The following is a 20058-nucleotide window of genomic DNA, read 5'->3' as shown; positions in this document are numbered from 1 at the left end:
ATGACCAGCGCTGCTAACTACAATAAGAGTATGGCTAATTTCAATGACAATTGTTTACCCATTCACTACTCATGAACCCGTCAATCAACAGATATATCATTTGTTGAGGCAGGAGATTGTCGATTGCACAATTCGCCCCGGTACGTTGCTATCGGAAAAAGAGATTTCAACGCGGTTTAACGTTTCGCGCCAACCAGTTAGAGAAGCGTTTATCAAACTCTCTGAGACTGGCTTGGTTCAGATACTGCCCCAGCGTGGAACCTTCGTCATGAAAATCTCGGCCAAGCGAGTCTCCGACGGGCGGTTTATTCGTGAAGCGGTAGAGACAGCCATTATCCGTCGTGCAGCCTTATCTATCACGCCGGAATATTTAATGCAGTTAAAACATAACCTTCATCGTCAGGAACTGGCCGCTAATAATAAAAGGGGCAAGGAATTCCTCGAGCTTGATGATGAATTCCATCGTACATTTACTCAAATCGTTAATTGTCCGATGGCATGGGAAACCATAGAAAACATTAAGGCAACCATGGATAGGGTACGCTTTATGAGTCTGGCGGATGTCTCACCGCCGGAAAGCCTGATTGAGCAGCATTATCAAATCTATAAAGCGCTGGAGAGTAGAGATCCTGACGCTGCCGAAAAAGCCATTCAACGACATCTCAGCGAAATGATTTCAACCGTCACTACTATTTCTCAGCTCAATACCGATTGGTTTGAAGCGGATGAGTAGTTGTGTTTTTAGGATATAAAATAGCGATCTTAGTTCTTGTCAGTTAGGCGAATGTTTCGTCCACTATCAATACATAGAATAAATCAGCGCGAGTGTAAGTGGCCGAGCAAAGGCGCTAAGGTGAGCGCCTCGCCCAGCATCCTTACTGGACGTGCTCCCTTACTCAGTTGTCGGCTGAATTCCAGCGCTCAATAGAAAGGACAAAAGATAAGAATCACTGCATTTTCTTAACTAAACGGCATTAGACCCAACGACCGCTATTTCCACTGATTATCAACGCAGATTATTTCTTTCTGCCCCCTAAGATTCCGCCCAAAATACCGCGCACGATTTGATTGCTGATCTGACGGGTCATTGACTTAGCGGCCGTTTGCACTAAACCATCTTTCTTACCACCTCGAGGTCCGGTGGTGCCAAACAGGATGTCGCTCAGGCCACCTAGCAGACCGCCTCCGGCTTCGCTGTTACTTTGCTGATTATTTGACGCCGCTACCTCTGCGCCTTTTTCCGGCATTAGCGTATATCCAGCCATCAGCTTTTCATAGGCAGATTCACGGTCAACCATATCTTCATAACGACCATATAATGGCGAACGATTTATCAGGCCATTACGTTCATCATCCGTTAGTGCTCCCATGCGGGAATCAGGGGCGATAACAAAGCCGCGCTCAACCACATTCGGCCGCCCTTTTTCATCCAAAAACGAAATCAATGCTTCCCCAACACCCAGCTCGGTAATCGCTTGTTCTGCGTTAAACGCCGGATTCGCTCTCATGGTTTCAGCTGCCGCTCTGACTGCTTTCTGATCGCGAGGTGTAAAGGCACGTAGCGCGTGCTGTACCCGATTTCCCAGTTGGCCGAGTACGCTATCCGGAATATCTAACGGATTCTGGGTAACAAAATACACCCCAACCCCTTTAGAACGAATCAACCGAACAACTTGCTCGATTTTCTGCAATAGCGCCGGTGGAGCATCATTGAACAGCAAATGTGCCTCGTCAAAAAAGAACACCATCTTTGGCTTATCCATATCGCCAACTTCTGGCAAACGCTCAAACAGCTCGGACAGTAACCACAGCAGGAATATCGCATACAGCTTTGGCTGATTGTATAACTTATCAGCCGCCAGAATATTCACCATACCCTTGCCTGACGCATCGGTCTTAATCAGGTCGAAGATGTCGAGCATGGGTTCACCGAAGAAGTTCTCTGCCCCTTGCTGCTCAAGAGTCAGTAATCCACGCTGAATAGCACCGATTGAGGCACTGGAAATATTGCCGTACTGAGTCTGGAACTGTTTAGCGTTATCACCAACAAACTGCACCATAGAGCGCAGATCTTTCATATCTAATAACAGCAGGCCATTATCATCAGCGATTTTGAAGACCAATTGTAAAACACCGGACTGCACATCATTCAGATTCAGTAACCGACCCAATAATTCTGGCCCCATATCCGAAATGGTAGCCCGAACCGGATGACCTTTCTCACCGTACACGTCCCAAAATGCTACTGGACAAGCCGCAGGTTCCCAATCAGTAACGTGAAGCGCATCTAAGCGAGCCTGTAGCTTAGGATTCATGACCCCGGCCGCCCCAATTCCTGATAAATCGCCTTTCACGTCAGCCATAAATACCGGAACGCCAATATGTGAAAAACTCTCGGCCATCTTTTGCAGAGTTACGGTTTTACCCGTACCGGTTGCCCCAGTCACCAATCCGTGGCGGTTGGCCAACGCAGGCAGAATAGCCAGCGCTAACTCATTACTTTTTCCAATAACAAGAGGTTCTAACATCAGAGTTCATCCTATGCATAACGCTTGAATATAAACACAGTATAATTGACCCTATCGGGAACATTAATAAAAATCCGTTTATCTCCGTTAACTAATACGAATCAACCTGACCATACCACCATATCGATTCCCTCTTACCTGAATAGCCTACCTATTTGTAATATGAATCGATTCAACACCGTTTCACCGGCAATAAAGAGAGATTGCGATCACGATATTTTTTTAGTTTCTTCATTATTATCAAAGAAGAAGAAACATGTTCCGGATACGATAGAACATATAAAGGAAGAATCAATGAAAGCGTCTTATCAGACTTTTTATCGTGAGCTGTGTCGTTTTGTCCCCAAAGAGTGTATTTATACCGATCCATCCAGAACTATGGCATACGGAACCGATGCCAGCTGTTACCGCTTAATTCCACAAATTGTGGTACGACTAGACAGCGAAAAACAGGTTCAACAAACATTGGTTTTGGCGCAAAAACATGGGCACCCCGTCACCTTCCGTGCGGCGGGAACTAGCCTGTCTGGTCAGGCGATTACCGATTCTATCCTCATTACCCTTGGCGATAATTGGCGTCAGTATAAAATTTTTGCTGATGCCGGATATATTTCATTAAAACCTGGAGTTATTGGTGCCGACGCCAACCGCTATTTAGCTCCATTTGGCCGAAAAATTGGTCCGGATCCGGCTTCCATTGATGCCTGTAAGATTGGTGGTATTGCCGCCAACAATGCCAGCGGTATGTGCTGTGGTACCGCGCAGAACTCCTATCAAACCTTACAGGCTATGCGTTTGATTTTGGCTGATGGCACGCTGATTGACACCGCCGATAGCGAATCCGTTTCCGCCTTTAAAAAAAACCATAACGCCATGCTGGAACAGCTGCAAACGCTGTCACAACAAACTAAAAACAATCATCATTTGGCTGAGTTAATTCGTCATAAATATCGGTTAAAAAATACCACCGGTTACAGTCTGAATGCCTTGGTTGATTTCGACGATCCGTTGGATATTCTGACTCACCTGATGATCGGTTCAGAAGGCACTTTAGGCTTTATTGCCGAAATTACCTATCAAACGGTAGAAGAACACCAATTTAAAGCTTCTGCCCTATTCGTGTTCAGTGATATTGAAGCCGCCTGTGAGGCAACTCGCATTTTGAAACAGCAGCCGGTTTCCGCCGTTGAACTGATGGACCGCGGTGCGTTGGCCTCTGTGGAAAATGAATCCGGATTACCAGACTTCATGCCAAACCTGAGTGAAGACGCAACCGCCTTATTAGTCGAAGTACGTTCAGCCGATGCTGAAGGCTTAAAAGAGAAGATGGCGCAAATCATGTCATCTATCTCGACCTTCACTCTGGAGCAACAGGTTCCATTTACCGATAAACCAGAAGAATTCGGCCGCCTGTGGGCCATCCGTAAAGGTATTTTTCCGGCGATTGGTGCCGTTCGTCCCGTTGGTTCTACCGTCATTATTGAAGACGTTGCGTTCCCTATCGAGCAGTTGGCCGCCGGCGTTCGTGACCTACGTAAGCTATTTATTAAACATGACTACAATGCGGTGATCTACGGCCACGCATTAGACGGCAATATGCACTTTGTCTTCCAACAGTCTTTCGACTCGCCAGAACAGGTCCGTCGCTATCAGGTATTTATGGAGGATATTGCCCAACTGGTAGCGGTTGAATACAAAGGCTCACTGAAAGCCGAACACGGTACCGGCCGCAATATGGCCTCTTTCGTCGAGCTGGAATGGGGAAGTGAAGCCTATGAGCTGATGTGGCAATTAAAAAACCTGCTCGATCCCCATCATCTGCTCAGCCCGGGCGTTTTGCTTAATCGCGATCATCAGGCCCATCTACAAAATCTGAAGCTGCTACCTGCCGCCGATAAGCGGGTCGATAGCTGTATTGAATGTGGGTTCTGTGAGCCCGTATGCCCATCAACCAACCTGTCGTTTACGCCGCGCCAGCGCATTGTGATATGGCGAGAAATTAACCGCCTGCGCCGCAGCGGTGACGATAACCAGCGTCTTAAGCAGTTGGAAAAAGACTTCCGCTATCTGGGAGATGATACCTGTGCCGCAACCGGCCTTTGCGCCCGTCGCTGTCCGGTTGGCATCAATACCGGCGAACTAATTCGCGACATCCGCACCCAGCGCAATATGCGCTATGAAAGAGTCGCCCGCTGGACGGCTGACCACTTCACAACCCTCACAACCGGTGCTCGTCTGGCGTTGAATACCGTTGCTGGCGCAGGGAAAGTGGTGGGTAGAGAGCGTCTGGGGAAAATCACCAAAGCACTGCACGTCACCAGCGCCGGACATATTCCGCTACTTACGCCATCCTTCCCCAAAGGAGCTCATTCGCCAACCGCGCCTAAACTGGTAGCTGGCGATCTGAAAGTGGTTTATCTGCCAAGCTGTGCGTCCCGTACTATGGGCGCTTCGGCTAATGATGACGATCAACGTCCATTGACCGAAATCGTTGAAAAGCTATTGAACAAGGCCGGTTTCAGCATTATCTATCCTGAAAAACTCGACAGCCTGTGTTGTGGGATGCCCTATAACAGTAAAGGCATTACTACCGTGGCCCAAAATAAGCTAGGTGATATGGAGCAGGCACTGTGGGAAGCCAGTGAACAAGGTAAGTATCCAATACTGATCGATACCAGTCCCTGCGCGCTGCGTGCGGTAGAAGGTTTCACCAAACCCATGGCGCTATTTGAGCCAGTGGGATTCGTAAACCACTATCTGGCCGATAAATTGCATTTCACGCCGGAAGATAAACCCATCATGATGCATGTAACCTGTTCTAGCGTGAAAATGGGGCTATCTGCCGCCATGAAAAACCTGCTGGATCGGTGCTGTACACAAGTCATTATTCCAGACGGTATCCACTGCTGCGGATTTGCCGGGGACAAAGGTATCAAAACGCCAGAGTTGAATTCCAACGCACTAAGGCTGTTAAGTCAGCAAGTACCCGCTAACTGTAGTGAAGGGGTATCAAACAGCCGAACCTGCGAAATTGGTTTAACTGAACACTCAGGCGTACCTTATCGTTCCATCCTGTATGTGGTTGATCGGGTGACGACACCATTAAGTTAGTAAGCACTTATGATAAAAAAGCGCCGAAAGGCGCTAAGACTACACATAAAATCATTTTATGTGAGTTCTGAGAGGCGTTTTGCGCCTCTCAGGCTACACTTTACTGCACCACTTTAGCCGCAGTAATCACAATCGGCGTGACCGGTACATCCTGATGTTGACCAGCAGACTTAGTCTTCTCTTTCATCATCTTGTCGACCACATCCATACCCTTAACCACTTTACCAAATACCGCATAACCATAGTTATTCGGTGAATGGTCCAGAAAATCATTATCAATCACGTTAATAAAGAATTGACTGGTCGCGCTATCCACCACATTAGTACGCGCCATCGCAATGGAGCCTCTAACGTTTTTCAAACCGTTGGCAGCTTCATTCTTGATTGGCGCATTCGGTTTTTTCTGGTTCATATCCGTTGTAAAGCCACCACCCTGAGCCATAAATCCTGGGATCACGCGGTGAAAAATGGTGCCGTTATAAAAGCCATCGTTAACATAAGAAAGGAAATTTTTGCTGGAAATAGGTGCTTTTTCACTGTCCAACTCAATCTCAATATCACCCAGTGACGTGGTTAACACCACATGAGGATTAGCCGCTAACGCCGCTGGAGCAAGTACGGCCAGTGAAAACAGAGCCGTTAAAGTAATACAGATACGCTTAAACATAGGAAAATACCTTCTTGTTATTTAACAATAAACCAGGTCCGTTGTGATTCTAGAGATTTTAACCATCAACGGCTACTCATTTAGCACTCTGCTAAAGGCGAAAACAGAAACGCCATGAGCAATGCCATGGCGTTATACGTTTTATGTTACCGAGTAGAAAATCAACGTTTAAAGTTAATTGATTCCGGCTGATCCATATAGATGGTGGTTTGACTAGGAATCGTTTGTGCAATCACCTTACCGTGGCGAATGGAGTAACGCACCGGAGTCTGTCGGCGTAGGGCATCAAAACCGTTTTCTGCTGGCAAAATAACCAAACTACCAGAACGCCCGACTTCAATGCCATAATCCTGTAGATTTAGCGTCTTAGCACTGTGGGTTGTAATCAGGTTTAACCCGTCATTTATCTGACCATAGCCCATCAGTTGGCAAACGTGTAATCCCATATGCAGCACTTGCAGCATATTTGCGGTTCCTAGCGGATACCATGGGTCGTAAACATCATCATGTCCAAAGCAAACATTGATCCCCGCTTCCAACATCTCTTTTACCCGGGTGATACCACGACGTTTAGGATAAGTGTCAAAGCGCCCTTGTAAGTGAATGTTCACTAACGGGTTCGCCACAAAGTTAATCCCTGACATCTTTAACAAACGGAACAAGCGAGAAGTATAAGCACCGTTATAGGAATGCATCGCGGTGGTATGACTAGCGGTGACGCGAGATCCAGTCCCATCGCGATGGGCCAGAGCGGCTACCGTTTCGACAAACCGTGACTGTTCATCATCAATTTCATCACAGTGAACGTCGATCAGGCGGTCATACTTCTCAGCCAGTGCAAACGTTTTGTGCAGTGATTCAACGCCATATTCGCGAGTAAACTCAAAGTGAGGAATAGCGCCGATAACATCAGCCCCTAAACGCACCGCTTCTTCCATTAACCCTTCACCATTAGGATAAGAGAGAATACCTTCTTGCGGGAACGCCACAATTTGCAGGTCAACCCACGGCGCCACATCCTGTTTCACTTCCAGCATTGCGGTCAACGCGGTCAGGGTTGGATCAGAAACGTCCACATGGGTACGAACATGCTGAATACCGTTGGCTATCTGCCACTTAAGGGTCTGCATGGCACGTTTTTTAACATCATCGTGAGTTAGCATGGCTTTACGCTCAGCCCAACGCTCGATGCCTTCAAACAATGTTCCCGACTGATTCCAGTTAGGTTCACCTGCCGTTTGAGTGGTGTCCAAGTGAATATGGGGCTCAACAAAAGGTGGAATGGCTAATCCACCTTCAGCGTCAACCACATTCCCTTCCGCGGGCACCGCTGAATGCTGTGACTCAATGCTTTGAAAAACGCCATTTTCAATACGCAGTTGCCATAAGCCTTCACGATTTTGCAAACGTGCATTAGTGATAATGACAGAATTACTCGACATGACTAACCTCTGGAACATTCATAAATTTACGATTAAAGACCGGATTCAACAGTAGATAGCTCACTACCCCGCCCAGTACCGCATTCACCGGCACAATCCCCGGTAAGTAGTTGCCCGCAGCAATACCAATGGCCACCGCCAGCAGCGCTACCCAGTTAACGGTTAAGAACCGCGCACGGCTGAAATCAGCATAGCGGCGATGATTCATCAGGTAGTCAGCAATAATCACCCCACCAATCGGCGGAATAGCCGCGGATAAGAAGGTTAACCAGCCAACAAAGTTGTTATATAACCACAGGGCGGTCAACGTACCAATCACTCCATTCATGACCGATAGTGTACGACTGGAAAGCCCGGTGATATTGGCAAAACCTAATCCTGATGCATACAGCGCATTATCATTGGTGGTCCAGATATTCAGACCTAACACCACAATCGCCGGTATTAACAATCCTTGCGCAATCATCACGTCAGAAATATCCGCCTGACCTACCGCTGCAGCACCAGCCGCACCGAAAATAAACATCAGGGAATTACCGAGGAAGAAAGCAATCAGCGCAACCAATACCGCACCTTTGGGATTACGCCCAAAGCGCACGAAGTCGGCGGTCAATGTACCGGCGCTGATAAAGGAGCCGACCACCAATGCTAACGCAGTGGAGAAGTCCAGAGGATGCTCAGGCACAATCGCTTTCAGATGGTCCAATCCACCCACGTCGTTTACTGCCAACCAGACCGAGTAACTTCCCAGAACTGCAATCGCTGGTACAGCAATAATCGACAGGATAGTCAGAGCGGAGATACCGAAGAAAATGGTAACCGTCATCAACAGGCCGGAAATAAGAATCAGCATGTTGGTATCCAGACCGGTCGCTTTACTCACCGGAATAGCAAACATCGCCACGCCTACGCCAAACCATCCAACCTGAGTTCCCCCAAGTAAAAACGATGGCAGCCATGAGCCTTTAATACCGAATGAATAACGAGCCAGAAGGTGGGTAGAGAGTCCGGTTTTAGAACCGATATAACCAAGAAATGCTGTATAGATACCGAGAAGGAGATTACCGAAGAGAACTGCTAAAAAGAAATCGTGATAGGAAAGACCGGTACCGAGAGTGCCTCCGGTCCACATACTGGCTGAAAAAAACGTTAATCCCAACATGACAAATGTCAATGAAATCACGCCTTTTCGCGCAGCCAGGGGAACGGGCCCCTGACTATAATTGTTATCTTGCGACACAATATCTCCTTAAATCCGGGCCAAAAAATCTGCCGCATTCTATACGCATTCCACAACAAAGCAATCGGTTTCGCCTATTCTTTTTTCCTAAAACATGCCATAGTGATGAAATATAACGTGATTTATTATCAAAAAATGGATTATTTGCTATGTGCTTTCAGCGATATATTTTACTGATGCTGTTTATTCTTTTTTCACCTTGGGCAAATTCCGCCAATGAACAATCTCTCCCTATTCCGGCATCTAAAGTAACCCATACCACGTTAGACAATTTTTATCAGATCGACACCGAACTGTATCGCTCCGGACAGCCGGATAAAGCCCAAATGAAAGAGCTTGAGCAACGTGGTTTTAAGTCAGTACTTAACCTACGCAACTTTCATACAGATAACCAAGAAGCAATGGGAACCAGCCTAAAGCTGTATCACGTCCCGATGGAAGCAGGACGCTTTACCGAACAACACATTGTGACCGCGCTAAGAGATATTAAAAATGCTCCCAAGCCAGTGTTGGTGCACTGCTGGCATGGCAGTGACAGAACCGGTGTCATCGTGGCCATGTATCGATTAATCTTTCAGGGTTGGGAGCGGGATGCCGCCATAGCAGAACTCAAAAAACCAGAGTTTGGCTACCACCAATGGGCGTATTACAACATTGTGCAATATCTGGAAAAAGTAGATATAGAGAGTGTACGTAAGCAGGTTATGGCGTCCGCGGAAAGAGATTAAATATCAAGCAATCCTTGAGATTTATTAATACTACCAATGCCATAAGAAAGCCGCTAAGTTCAACAACGCGTTCCCGTTTTTTGAACTGAACCGAAAAAACTTTTGGCCCGTGAATGTTGTTAAGCCAAATATTGTCATTAAGTTAAAATCGCCATTCCGGTATTTACCGGAATGGCGATAATGTATTCAATTTTGGGCGTTCAGTTCACCATGAAGACAGCAAGAACAGCAGTCAATCAAGGTAACGCAACAAACCCAACGGCCTGATTAACCTTATCCAGCGTCTCTTTAGCACGGGTTCTGGCTTTAGCGGCACCGTCACACATCACCTGCTGCAGGAAAGCTTCATCATTACGGAAGCGATGATAACGTTCCTGAAGCTCCGTCAACATTCCCGCTACAGCATCGGCGACTTCGGTCTTCAGATGACCATACATCTTACCTTCAAACTCCTGCTCCAGCGTGGCAATAGACTTACCGGTTACGCCAGACAGAATATCCAACAGGTTAGATACACCCGCCTTATTTGCAAGGTCGTAACGTACAACAGGCGGCTCATCAGAATCCGTTACTGCACGCTTGAGCTTTTTCACTACTGATTTCGGATCTTCCAACAAGCCAATAACGTTATTGCGGTTGTCATCTGACTTGGACATTTTCTTCGTTGGCTCAAGCAGTGACATCACTCTGGCACCAGACTTAGGAATAAACGGCTGAGGAACTTTAAATATGTCACCATATAAGGCGTTAAAGCGCTGAGCCACATCGCGACTGAGTTCAAGATGTTGTTTCTGGTCTTCACCAACCGGAACTTGATTAGTCTGATACAGCAAAATATCTGCCGCCATCAGTACCGGATAACCAAACAGACCTGAATTAATATTCTCGGCATAGCGGCTGGACTTATCCTTAAACTGAGTCATGCGACTCAATTCGCCAAAATAGGTATAGCAATTCAGCACCCAGCCCAGTTGTACATGTTCAGGAACGTGAGACTGGATAAAGATCGTGCTTTTCTGCGGATCGATACCGCAGGCCAAATACAGCGCCAGCGTATCAAGCGTTGCTTTACGCAATTTCTCCGGGTCTTGACGCACGGTAATGGCATGCAGATCAACAATGCAGTAAATGCAGTCATACTCATCTTGCATCTGAACCCATTGACGCAGCGCTCCCAGATAGTTACCAATGGTCAATTCACCAGATGGCTGTGCGCCACTAAATACAATGGGTTTACTCATGATTTTTTCCTAATTCATCTTTGAAGTAAGCTGCCCGATAACGGGCAAAAGTTCGGCAAACGTCGCTAAAACACGGTCAGGATGACTCAATGTAATGGATTCGCCATAGTTATAGCCGTAGGAAAGCCCTATCGTCGGACACCCGGCAGCCTGACCGGCCTGAATATCATTACGAGAGTCACCGACAAAAACCAGCTCATCCGCTCTTAAGCCCAGCTGACCTAACATCAGATAGATTGGAGCAGGGTGAGGTTTCTTTTCAACGACATCATCACCACCGATAATTACGCTAAAATAGTCTAAAATGCCCAATGAATTCAATAATGGACGGACAAATTGTGTCGGTTTATTGGTGACCAACGCCATCTTTATTCCATCATCCGCTAAAAATTTCAGCGTTGACTCAACATGTGGATAGAGCTGGGTTCCCTGCTCTACCGACTCACCATAGTGGTGATCGAATAAAATTCGGGCGCGCTCTACATATTCTGCTGAGGTATCACCACCGGCCCAAGTCAATGCACGCGTAATCAAAACGCTGGCACCGTTACCAATCCAATGGGAAACGCGCTCGTCACCGGCAGTCGGTAAACCTAATGATTCTAAGGTGGCATCGACAGCCTGAGCCAAGCCAGGCAAACTATTGACTAATGTTCCATCAAGGTCGAACCCCATCCCCTTGATGCCAGAAAATAAACTCATGCTTTTACCTTCGCCAATTCGCTGCGCATTTGGTCTATCACGGCTTTATAATCAGGCTGGCTAAAAATAGCGGAACCTGCAACAAACATATCGGCGCCAGCTGCTGCAATCTCGGCAATATTGCTGGTTTTCACGCCCCCATCAACTTCCAGGCGAATATCAAAACCACTATCATCAATTAGCCGCCGAACCTGACGTAGCTTATCCAGCGTAGCCGGTATAAATGACTGACCGCCAAACCCCGGGTTAACCGACATCAATAAAATCACATCCAGCTTGTCCATCACATAGTCAAGATAGCTCAGAGGCGTTGCCGGATTAAATACCAGACCAGCCTTACATCCATTCTCTTTAATTAACTGAATAGTACGATCGACGTGTTCCGATGCTTCAGGATGAAAAGAGATATACGTCGCTCCCGCCTTAGCAAAGTCGGGAACGATGCGATCAACCGGCTTCACCATCAGGTGCACATCGATCGGTGCCGTAATGCCATAATCACGTAATGACTGGCAAACCATCGGCCCAATGGTGAGGTTAGGAACATAATGATTATCCATAACATCAAAGTGCACAACGTCAGCACCAGCAGATAAAACTCTGGCGGTATCATCACCCAACCGCGCAAAATCAGCGGAAAGAATTGAAGGTGCAATCAGAAAATTTTTCATCTACATATCCACTTAATTATAGAAAACGTTATCACAGAACAACGACTTAGCGTGGACGATAAAGCGCCAGCAATTCATCCACTTTCGTTCTGCCCATCACATTACGGCTGATAGTTCTACGGCCTCTAACAACCACTAATTCAGCTGAACTATACCATTCGCGCGTCAATTCGGTATCGTGGTTAGAAATCAGTACCGGAACACCCGCGCTTTCAACAATATCCTGCGCCAATAGGGCTAACCGTCGTTGATCATCAACATTAAAGTTATTGGTATGGTAAGCGGTAAAATTAGCCGTCGCTGACAGAGGCGCATAAGGAGGATCGCAATAGACCACTGCTCCCTGCGTGGCCTTCATCATCGTCTGCTCATAATTTTCACAAAAAAATGTCGCTCTTTGCGCTTTTTCGGCAAAACAATACAGTTCGGCTTCTGGGAAATACGGTTTTTTATAGCGGCCAAAAGGCACATTAAATTCACCGCTCAGATTATAACGGCATAACCCGTTATAGCAGTGGCGATTCAGATAAAGAAACAGCAAAGCCCGGCGATAGCGATCGCGACTTTGGTTAAATTCAGTACGCAGTTGGTAATAAACCGGCTCCTGATTATACTCCTCGCTAAACAGCTCGCGAGCATCTTGTACTACCCTATCGGGACATTGCTTTACAATGTCATACAAGTTAATCAGATCGCTATTAATGTCAGCTAAGATGTACTCCTCATAATCCGTATTGAGAAATACTGATCCTGCTCCAACGAACGGCTCAATTAAACGTTCACCCTTAGGTAAATGTTCACGAATTTCATTAACAAGGGGATATTTTCCCCCTGCCCACTTTAGAAAAGAACGTTTTTTTTTCATGCTGCAAGTTAACTACTTATACAATTCACAACGGCGTTTTGCACTCTGTTTCAAGCAGCACATTTGCACATCTCTAGTTATTTTTGTTTCAGATCCTGATGCACTTGTTGCATAGATCTTACCCATGGTTTATTAGCCTGTACTTCATTTGACATGCCGGATAATGCTGCCCGAGCTTCCGCGGCCGACGCATAGCTACCGGTTACTAAAACAAACCAAGGTTTATCATTGCGACGAGTTGAATACACCCAGTAGTCCTTCATGCCATTTTTCTTGGCAAATGCCAATAAAGTATCGGAACGAGAGGCGCTACTAACCTGCAACGTCACACGACTTCCTGGTATCGCTGACAACGCAGCAGTAGTACCCGGCGTTGTAGACCCCTTAGCGGTTGAAACCGTGGAGCTTTCATTAGCTTTAGGTGTACTGGTCGCCGATGATGTTGAGGTTTTATGAGGTGCTTGATTGACCTGATTTGAAGCATTAGGTGAAGCCGTCGAAGCTGGCTGAGTCGCCTGAGCCGGTGCCTTCACTGGTTCATTGTCTGGCTTTGAAGTCGTTGTCGATGCAGGGGCAGAACCCGGCATTTCTGTCTCTTTCAAGCGGTTAAGCTGTTCTTGTTGCGCAGAAAGCGCATCGGTGATCTCACCGGGGATCTCAACTCGTTGCTGATTTGGCGTTTCTGGTAACGGTTGTGATTGAGTTGGGGTACCTGATACCGGTGGAGGAGAAACCGGTTGAGTTGGAGCAGTACCCGGCGCTACTACGCCCTCAGTTTGCTGCCCCGAAGTCTGTGTAGCTGGTTGAGACGTATTATCAGAGGTATTGCCTAAATTCACTTCCCGAGGACCGGTATCCTGCGGTGCAGGTGACTTCAAAGCCGAGCTGATCAGAAAAATCAACAGCAACAGTACCAAAACACCAAGACCAATCTTGATATGCTGGCGTGAAACCATAGGGCTCTGCTGGGGTTTACTGCGCTCACGGCGGGGCGCTCGATCGCTAATATCAGGTCTGATTTCGTCAGATTCGAAGTTTTCTTGATCTTCTTCTCGCACTTTCCCACCCCTTTGACTCAATGAAATACAGTAAACACAACGCTTACGCTTATATAGATACCGTAGACGCAAAGATTATATTAAGCAACATCCTATCGCTGACAATACAACGTCATGTGCCACACCACCTTTCACCTCGGATTGACCGATTGCAGTAGGTAGGACTAAACGTAATTTACCTGCCAATGTCTTTTTATCTCGCAGCATATGGGGGATATATGCTTCAGGCTTCATACTCTCCGGCCCATGAACCGGAAGGTTTGCCCTGACCAATAGACGCTTAATCCGCTCAACGTCTGTCTGCTCAAATGAGCCGAGTAAACGAGCGGTCTCAGCTGCCATGACCATGCCGGCAGCGACGGCTTCACCGTGCAGCCAGTTACCGTAACCCATTTCAGCCTCAATCGCATGACCGAAGGTATGCCCCAGATTCAGCAAAGCGCGAACGCCATTTTCATGTTCATCAGCAGCGACGACGCTGGCTTTAATTTCGCAACAGCGGCGAATACAATAGCCCATAGCCTTCTCATCCAGCGACATCAACGCATCAATATTGTCTTCCAGCCAGTCAAACAAGTCAGCATCAAGAATAATGCCATACTTGATCACTTCAGCCAGTCCTGAAGACAGCTCCCGTTTCGGTAACGTCTTCAGGCAATTAAGATCGATAACAACCGATGCTGGCTGATAAAACGCGCCAATCATATTCTTACCGAGAGGGTGGTTAACCGCAGTTTTACCACCAACGGAAGAATCGACCTGAGATAGAAGTGTGGTTGGAACTTGGATAAAACGAACGCCACGTTGATAGCTTGCCGCAGAAAAACCGGTCAAGTCACCAATAACACCACCGCCAAGAGCAATTAAGGTGGTATCTCGCCCATGGTTATTTTCCAATAAACGGCTAAAAACGGTATCCATTACCGATAGCGTTTTATATTGCTCTCCATCGGGCAAAGCAACAGAATCAACATTGACGCCAAGCTTTTCCAGACTTTTAACGACCGTATCCAAATAGAGAGGCGCAATAGTGCTATTAGTAACAATAAGCGCTTTGTCTCCAGACTGAAGAGGAAGAAAAGAAGCCGGGTCATTAAATAAACCGGCCTCAATAGTAATAGGATAGCTACGCTCTCCTAAAATAACTGTTACCCTCTCCATTAACATGCCTTTTTTAATTTTGTTATTGGACTCAAAGCGGAATGAGCGCGTTTAAAATTAACGGTCTTCGATCAGCTGAATGATTTGATTTGCAACAACTTTAGCACTTTGATCGTCCGTCTGGATCGTGACGTCCGCGATCTCTTCATACAGAGGATTACGTTCCTGAGCCAAGGATTCCAGAACATCACGCGGGGTATCAACCTGCAATAATGGACGTTTCTTATCGCGCTGCGTACGTGCTAATTGCTTTTCAATCGTTGTTTCTAAGTACACAACAACGCCGCGAGCGGATAAACGATTGCGGGTTTCCTTGGATTTTACAGAGCCACCGCCGGTTGCCAGGACAATGCCTTGCTTTTCCGTCAGTTCATTAATGACTTTTTCTTCACGATCGCGAAAACCTTCTTCGCCTTCTACGTCGAATACCCAGGCTATATCAGCTCCAGTACGGCGTTCAATCTCGTGATCGGAGTCTACAAACTCCATATTAAGCTGTTGAGCCAACTGACGTCCTATTGTGCTTTTGCCTGCACCCATAGGCCCTATCAGAAAGATATTGCGTTTATCTGCCATGTTTTTTGGTATTACTAAGATAATTCGTTAATGACAACCCGCTGCGTAAGTTTTCATTTTCAATACATCAACGGGAGTTCACCTGAAACCTCATAAGCATGATGTGTGAGATCAGACTGGAAATTATCTCAACACTATAGGTAGTTTGGCAACCTAATAAATTTTAGTACATCAGCTTTCGACGGTTAAAACTTCTTCTCACCGCTCAAATCTGATCTTGCACCTCATAACTTAGCTTGTTTCAGATAGACACTTGTATGCTAAATCAGTCTACTCGTCAAATTTCAATCGAGTTTTACCGACAAATAACCCAATAATTAGCGTAATTTTAACTAACTATGTTATCAATCATCGTGTTCCGCTCTGATATTAACCATTTTCTATTTTATTTGCTGAGATTCTTTCTGGAGATATGACGATAGTTGGCGTAATAAAAATAACCAGTTCTCGTTTACTCTGCTTCTGGGAATCCCGTTGAAACAGCCCGCCAAGCAGCGGAATGCGCCCCAGTACCGGAACCTGCTCTTTTCCAGAAAGCCGGGTTTGCTGGAAAATACCGCCTAACACGATAGTTTCGCCATCTGACACAAAAACCTGCGTTTTAATTTCCTGAGTATCAATCGTCAGAATCTCGCCACCATCTCCTTTTTTCAGACTTTTTCCCGGCATATTTTGGCTGATATTTAGAGTCAGCTCTAACTGACCACCGGGAAAAATACGCGGCGTCACCTCCAGTCCTAAAACGGCCTGTTTAAACTCAATGGACGTTGCTCCGCTGGAACCGCTGGAGACCTCATAAGGTATCTCAGTCCCTTGCCGGATACTTGCGGTTTGCTTATTCGCCGTCATCAGTCTGGGGCTGGCAATAATCTCTACGCTATTCTCAGCCTCCAGCGCCGACAATTCGAGTCCTAACAAACGGCCATTCAGGCGAGCCACTTGAAACCCCACCATTCCTGCCGGGTTAGTTAACGGTAAATGAATATTAAGTTGGCCGTTAACGCCTCCGCCACTTGATTCTGTCCCGCCCCCTAAGCCCCATCTGACCCCTAACTCCTCCAGACTTTCATCGCCAATGGTCACAATATGTGCGGTTAACTGCACTTGCGGTTGTAGACGATCAATTTGCTGAATAAATGATTTAATCGCCGGAATAACAACGGCAAGATCGCGGATAATCACTGAATTTGAACGAATATCAGCAATGACGCTCCCGCGTTCAGACAGCAGATTACCCTGCTGACCATTTAATATTTTCACCAGCTCGGTCACATCCGCATAATTAACCTGATAATGAAATGTTGTTAATGGAACTTCAGCGACCTGTTGCTGCTGCTGTTGTTTATTCTGCTCTCTGCGCACCTCACTCTCTTGCCGGGACAGTACAATCATCACACTGCCTTCTCGCTCCATTTCAAGATTGCCCGCTTTTAAAACCACTGATAGGGCTTGCTGCCATGGAATATCATCAAGACGAATCGTCAATTTTCCCTGTACGCTGTCCATCACCACCAGATTTAATTGTTGATAGTCAGCCAAAGCCTGCAATATCACAGCCAATGGCGCATCCTGAAACTCCAGTGAAACCCGACTCTCAACGCTATTCGGCTTAGCACTCACCGCCAAAACTGGCATAAAGAGTAAGCTGAGACACAAACAGGCAGTACGAAAATAGGGCAGCCAAGCCATTATTTGTTCCTCAACTTAAGTTCAATGACATCCTGATTACGGCACGCATCCACCACCGAATCATTCACTGAAAACGTTGCCGTCCCCTGCTGAATATTTTCCAACTGCCAATAAGTTAACGGTAGCGCCATCTGGGGTATGGCCTTGATCCAGCTTCCGGCTGGCGTTTGAATCCAGCCTCTCATCTCCAATGCCCTGCCAATAACGCCACGTAGTTGCCAACCCAAGACGATACTTCCCTCATCGTCGATTGCCTTCAGGCATCCTGTTGATTCAGGGGAAAGAAACGGATCTCGTCGGGATAAATCATCATCCGCGAGACTATCCTCAATACTGATCAATGCGACTACGCACAACAAAGCCATCATAACGGAGCCAATCTTCATGATGGTTCCCGATTTAATTGATACAGGCTAACGGTCATATTAAGCGTCAATAATGAGCTTCCCTCCATCGTCAGCTCATTAATAGTGATGATTTGGACGCTGTCATTAACCAAGTGAATAAAATCTATAAATTGAAAATAGCCAGCCTGAATTTTCAGCTGCCAACGAAAAACGGTAAATCCCTCTTCCTTTACCGCAAGCAGCCTTTTGATATCCAGCAATTGGCAACCAGAAAGATAAATAAAATCGGTAACATAGCGGACAAATTCAGCGGTAACCGCATTGAAATTGTGGTACTGATGTAATTCGGCCTCCAGTTGCCGTAACTGATTACTCACCCGTTCTGACTCAGGTAATGCCATCCTTTGCTGTTGATAAGTTTGATAAAATTGTTTTTCCACCGCCAATTTCTGATGTAATAGTTCACCGGTGTCGACTGCTGGTAGCATCACCCAATACCCACACACCACGGCAGGTATCGCACTAATTAACATAGCAAGAGCATGGCGTAACCATCGAGGAGCGGTAACAATCCTGCGCCAGTCGATATCCAGATCGTTCACCATCATTTGGCTTCAACCCAGTCTGCGCTCAGCCTAAAAGCGTACAATTCCACTCCTATCGCAGAAACATTAGCCAAGAGAAGCTCAGAGATTAAAGGCGAGATCGCCATCTTTTGATAAAAATCCACGATGGTTTGATATCCTCGCCCCTGCCCCTCAATCACTAATCTGCCCTGCTGAATAGTGATAAGTTTCAGCCATAGAGATGGTGATAATGAGCGCTCAAGATTGGGAAACAGCGCTTGAATATTCTTTCCCGATTGCCGAATTCGAGCAATATCACGTTGAGATTGATCCCGGATGGCAACCTGAGCTTGAAGCTGCTGAATATGCCTTATCTCCTGCTGTATGGCGTCATTCGCGTCACGGATGGTCACTAACTGTTCAGATAATCGTTGGTTTTGACGGGCAAGGCTAAAATATGTCCCCCATAATCCCAACAAAATGAGGACTAAATAGAGTATGACTAGCCATACAAAATGCTGTAGCGCCCTCTTTTGCCGCCGTTCTCGCCATGGGAGAAAATTAACCTGAAGCATCAGAGATCCTCCTGCCGTAAAGCGAGGCCACAGGCCAGAACCCACTGATGTGGAGTGTCGGGTAAAGGCGGTGACATCTGTCGGATAGCGACCAAAGGTGACCAATAATCAACACTCGGCGGTAGTCCCTCGCCATCATCCACCCCGCTGTAACAAACCTGCTGTACCCTTTCTCCACCAGCCAGCAAATAGAGCTGTCGGGCACTTTCGATACGCTCAGCACACGTCATCAATTCATTCGGCATTAACCGATATAGAAAGGCATGCTCCAATGGAGAAACCAGCAAAAACTGTCGGGGGAGCTGATGAAATAACAGGCTATTATCCGCGACGCCAGCAAGCTGGGCCATCGAACGCAATACACAGGGAGCTGTATCAATAATCTCCGGAAAAATATCTGCCTCCGCTAACGCCTGCAACCATCCGTCAACCTCAGAACGCCGCGCTGCGCTAACCACAATTGATTGATTCACACGGCCAGCACTCTCTGGGTAATCCAACACGCGATAATCAATCGCCAGTTCTTTAGCCGCTAAAGGAAAGAGCTTATTCAGTGAGGCGTCTACCAGCCACGACTGCTCCTGAAGAGACAGGGGCGGTGCTGGCATAGGAATGGATTGCTGTAAGATTGAGCCTGCTGGCAGAGCCATCCGCACGGAAACTCGCTTGGGTAATTTTTGCCGCCATTGTTTTAACGCAGAGATAACCTGCTGCGGTATTACCGACGACGCCCCTTGATTCTGGACAGTGGCTATCGGCTGATAACCCCAGTGACGTAGTTGCCAACCATAGCGCTGCCGCTGTACCGCCAGCGAATAAAAACCATTTTCCTGAATATCTAACCCCACCTGCCAGACTTGCATATCTTGCAAAACCCCCTTTTATGCGTTC

19 protein-coding genes are annotated in these 20058 nt (G+C 46.8%); 3 read left to right on the top strand and 16 right to left on the bottom strand.

The features are described 5' to 3' along the window. Positions 1-43: 43 nt before the first annotated feature. Entirely contained in the window at positions 44-733 is a 690-nt protein-coding gene (locus tag EL341_RS01060; protein ID WP_047779664.1) for a GntR family transcriptional regulator, read from the top strand. A 283-nt stretch (positions 734-1016) separates the two neighbouring features. Here the strand turns inward: EL341_RS01060 and EL341_RS01055 are convergent, their stop codons facing one another. Then, entirely contained in the window at positions 1017-2528 is a 1512-nt protein-coding gene (locus tag EL341_RS01055; protein ID WP_047779663.1) for a helicase HerA-like C-terminal domain-containing protein, read from the bottom strand. Between the two features lie 294 nt (positions 2529-2822). Between EL341_RS01055 and EL341_RS01050 the strand changes: the two genes are divergently transcribed. Continuing rightward, positions 2823-5639: an FAD-binding and (Fe-S)-binding domain-containing protein gene (locus EL341_RS01050; protein ID WP_114986080.1), complete on the top strand. Its 2817-nt coding sequence runs from the start codon at positions 2823-2825 to the stop codon at positions 5637-5639. A 100-nt stretch (positions 5640-5739) separates the two neighbouring features. Here the strand turns inward: EL341_RS01050 and EL341_RS01045 are convergent, their stop codons facing one another. From EL341_RS01045 to codB, 3 genes are all read right to left on the bottom strand, one after another. Next, complete coding sequence (locus EL341_RS01045) at positions 5740-6306, bottom strand: peptidylprolyl isomerase (protein WP_074824204.1); 567 nt, start codon at positions 6304-6306, stop codon at positions 5740-5742. Positions 6307-6467: 161 nt separating this feature from the next. Next, positions 6468-7748, bottom strand: a complete 1281-nt coding sequence (locus tag EL341_RS01040; protein ID WP_047779660.1) for a cytosine deaminase — start codon at positions 7746-7748, stop codon at positions 6468-6470. Next, positions 7738-8988 carry a cytosine permease gene (codB, locus tag EL341_RS01035; RefSeq protein ID WP_074824200.1) on the bottom strand — a complete coding sequence of 417 codons (1251 nt, stop codon included), beginning with the start codon at positions 8986-8988 and terminating at the stop codon, positions 7738-7740. Before codB ends, EL341_RS01040 begins: the two co-directional genes overlap by 11 nt. 149 nt (positions 8989-9137) lie before the next feature. On the opposite strand from codB, the gene EL341_RS01030 reads away from it, so the two are divergent. Continuing rightward, positions 9138-9716 (top strand): dual specificity protein phosphatase family protein, encoded by a 579-nt coding sequence (locus tag EL341_RS01030; RefSeq protein WP_074824195.1) that lies wholly within the window; start codon positions 9138-9140, stop codon positions 9714-9716. Positions 9717-9952: 236 nt separating this feature from the next. On the opposite strand, the gene trpS is transcribed toward EL341_RS01030, so the two are convergent. From trpS to pilM, 12 genes are all read right to left on the bottom strand, one after another. Then, entirely contained in the window at positions 9953-10957 is a 1005-nt protein-coding gene (trpS, locus tag EL341_RS01025; RefSeq protein ID WP_126466808.1) for a tryptophan--tRNA ligase, read from the bottom strand. A 9-nt stretch (positions 10958-10966) separates the two neighbouring features. Beyond that, positions 10967-11659 carry a phosphoglycolate phosphatase gene (locus EL341_RS01020; protein WP_047779656.1) on the bottom strand — a complete coding sequence of 231 codons (693 nt, stop codon included), beginning with the start codon at positions 11657-11659 and terminating at the stop codon, positions 10967-10969. Beyond that, positions 11656-12330, bottom strand: coding sequence for a ribulose-phosphate 3-epimerase (gene rpe, locus EL341_RS01015; protein ID WP_047779655.1), 675 nt, complete (start codon positions 12328-12330; stop codon positions 11656-11658). The genes EL341_RS01020 and rpe overlap by 4 nt, the downstream gene beginning before the upstream one ends. A gap of 46 nt (positions 12331-12376) precedes the next feature. Beyond that, positions 12377-13195: an adenine-specific DNA-methyltransferase gene (gene dam, locus EL341_RS01010; RefSeq protein ID WP_047779654.1), complete on the bottom strand. Its 819-nt coding sequence runs from the start codon at positions 13193-13195 to the stop codon at positions 12377-12379. Between the two features lie 77 nt (positions 13196-13272). Next, positions 13273-14253, bottom strand: coding sequence for an SPOR domain-containing protein (locus EL341_RS01005; protein ID WP_074824191.1), 981 nt, complete (start codon positions 14251-14253; stop codon positions 13273-13275). Positions 14254-14328: 75 nt separating this feature from the next. After that, on the bottom strand, positions 14329-15414 hold the full coding sequence (gene aroB, locus EL341_RS01000; protein WP_074824188.1) for a 3-dehydroquinate synthase: 1086 nt from the start codon (positions 15412-15414) through the stop codon (positions 14329-14331). 57 nt (positions 15415-15471) lie between these two features. After that, positions 15472-15990, bottom strand: a complete 519-nt coding sequence (gene aroK / locus EL341_RS00995; protein WP_047779651.1) for a shikimate kinase AroK — start codon at positions 15988-15990, stop codon at positions 15472-15474. Between the two features lie 369 nt (positions 15991-16359). Further along, positions 16360-17679, bottom strand: a complete 1320-nt coding sequence (gene hofQ, locus EL341_RS00990) for a DNA uptake porin HofQ (RefSeq protein WP_083399701.1) — start codon at positions 17677-17679, stop codon at positions 16360-16362. Continuing rightward, positions 17679-18065, bottom strand: coding sequence for a hypothetical protein (locus tag EL341_RS00985; protein ID WP_074824185.1), 387 nt, complete (start codon positions 18063-18065; stop codon positions 17679-17681). Before EL341_RS00985 ends, hofQ begins: the two co-directional genes overlap by 1 nt. After that, positions 18062-18634: a hypothetical protein gene (locus EL341_RS00980; RefSeq protein ID WP_074824182.1), complete on the bottom strand. Its 573-nt coding sequence runs from the start codon at positions 18632-18634 to the stop codon at positions 18062-18064. Before EL341_RS00980 ends, EL341_RS00985 begins: the two co-directional genes overlap by 4 nt. Then, positions 18631-19167, bottom strand: coding sequence for a PilN domain-containing protein (locus EL341_RS00975; RefSeq protein WP_047779648.1), 537 nt, complete (start codon positions 19165-19167; stop codon positions 18631-18633). The genes EL341_RS00980 and EL341_RS00975 overlap by 4 nt, the downstream gene beginning before the upstream one ends. Continuing rightward, the gene (pilM, locus tag EL341_RS00970) at positions 19167-20030 is read right to left on the bottom strand and encodes a pilus assembly protein PilM (RefSeq protein WP_074824179.1); all 864 of its coding nucleotides are present in this window, start codon (positions 20028-20030) and stop codon (positions 19167-19169) included. The genes EL341_RS00975 and pilM overlap by 1 nt, the downstream gene beginning before the upstream one ends. Between the last annotated feature and the right edge of the window lie 28 nt (positions 20031-20058).

Source organism: Pragia fontium (assembly GCF_900638655.1).
Lineage (GTDB): Bacteria > Pseudomonadota > Gammaproteobacteria > Enterobacterales > Enterobacteriaceae > Pragia > Pragia fontium.
Note: the sequence above shows the minus strand (reverse complement) of the source record. Positions and strands in the feature narration are given on the sequence as shown.

What these genes read in the sequence shown, in the direction of transcription:
- EL341_RS00975 (WP_047779648.1), bottom strand. Translation starts at nt 19,167, where the DNA reads ATGCTTCAGGTTAATTTTCTCCCATGGCGAGAACGGCGGCAAAAGAGG.
- aroK (WP_047779651.1), bottom strand. Translation starts at nt 15,990, where the DNA reads ATGGCAGATAAACGCAATATCTTTCTGATAGGGCCTATGGGTGCAGGC.
- EL341_RS00985 (WP_074824185.1), bottom strand. Translation starts at nt 18,065, where the DNA reads ATGAAGATTGGCTCCGTTATGATGGCTTTGTTGTGCGTAGTCGCATTG.
- EL341_RS01050 (WP_114986080.1), top strand. Translation starts at nt 2,823, where the DNA reads ATGAAAGCGTCTTATCAGACTTTTTATCGTGAGCTGTGTCGTTTTGTC.
- EL341_RS01030 (WP_074824195.1), top strand. Translation starts at nt 9,138, where the DNA reads ATGTGCTTTCAGCGATATATTTTACTGATGCTGTTTATTCTTTTTTCA.
- EL341_RS01040 (WP_047779660.1), bottom strand. Translation starts at nt 7,748, where the DNA reads ATGTCGAGTAATTCTGTCATTATCACTAATGCACGTTTGCAAAATCGT.
- EL341_RS01045 (WP_074824204.1), bottom strand. Translation starts at nt 6,306, where the DNA reads ATGTTTAAGCGTATCTGTATTACTTTAACGGCTCTGTTTTCACTGGCC.
- aroB (WP_074824188.1), bottom strand. Translation starts at nt 15,414, where the DNA reads ATGGAGAGGGTAACAGTTATTTTAGGAGAGCGTAGCTATCCTATTACT.
- EL341_RS01060 (WP_047779664.1), top strand. Translation starts at nt 44, where the DNA reads ATGACAATTGTTTACCCATTCACTACTCATGAACCCGTCAATCAACAG.
- EL341_RS01055 (WP_047779663.1), bottom strand. Translation starts at nt 2,528, where the DNA reads ATGTTAGAACCTCTTGTTATTGGAAAAAGTAATGAGTTAGCGCTGGCT.
- EL341_RS00980 (WP_074824182.1), bottom strand. Translation starts at nt 18,634, where the DNA reads ATGATGGTGAACGATCTGGATATCGACTGGCGCAGGATTGTTACCGCT.
- hofQ (WP_083399701.1), bottom strand. Translation starts at nt 17,679, where the DNA reads ATGGCTTGGCTGCCCTATTTTCGTACTGCCTGTTTGTGTCTCAGCTTA.
- pilM (WP_074824179.1), bottom strand. Translation starts at nt 20,030, where the DNA reads ATGCAAGTCTGGCAGGTGGGGTTAGATATTCAGGAAAATGGTTTTTAT.
- dam (WP_047779654.1), bottom strand. Translation starts at nt 13,195, where the DNA reads ATGAAAAAAAAACGTTCTTTTCTAAAGTGGGCAGGGGGAAAATATCCC.
- trpS (WP_126466808.1), bottom strand. Translation starts at nt 10,957, where the DNA reads ATGAGTAAACCCATTGTATTTAGTGGCGCACAGCCATCTGGTGAATTG.
- EL341_RS01020 (WP_047779656.1), bottom strand. Translation starts at nt 11,659, where the DNA reads ATGAGTTTATTTTCTGGCATCAAGGGGATGGGGTTCGACCTTGATGGA.
- rpe (WP_047779655.1), bottom strand. Translation starts at nt 12,330, where the DNA reads ATGAAAAATTTTCTGATTGCACCTTCAATTCTTTCCGCTGATTTTGCG.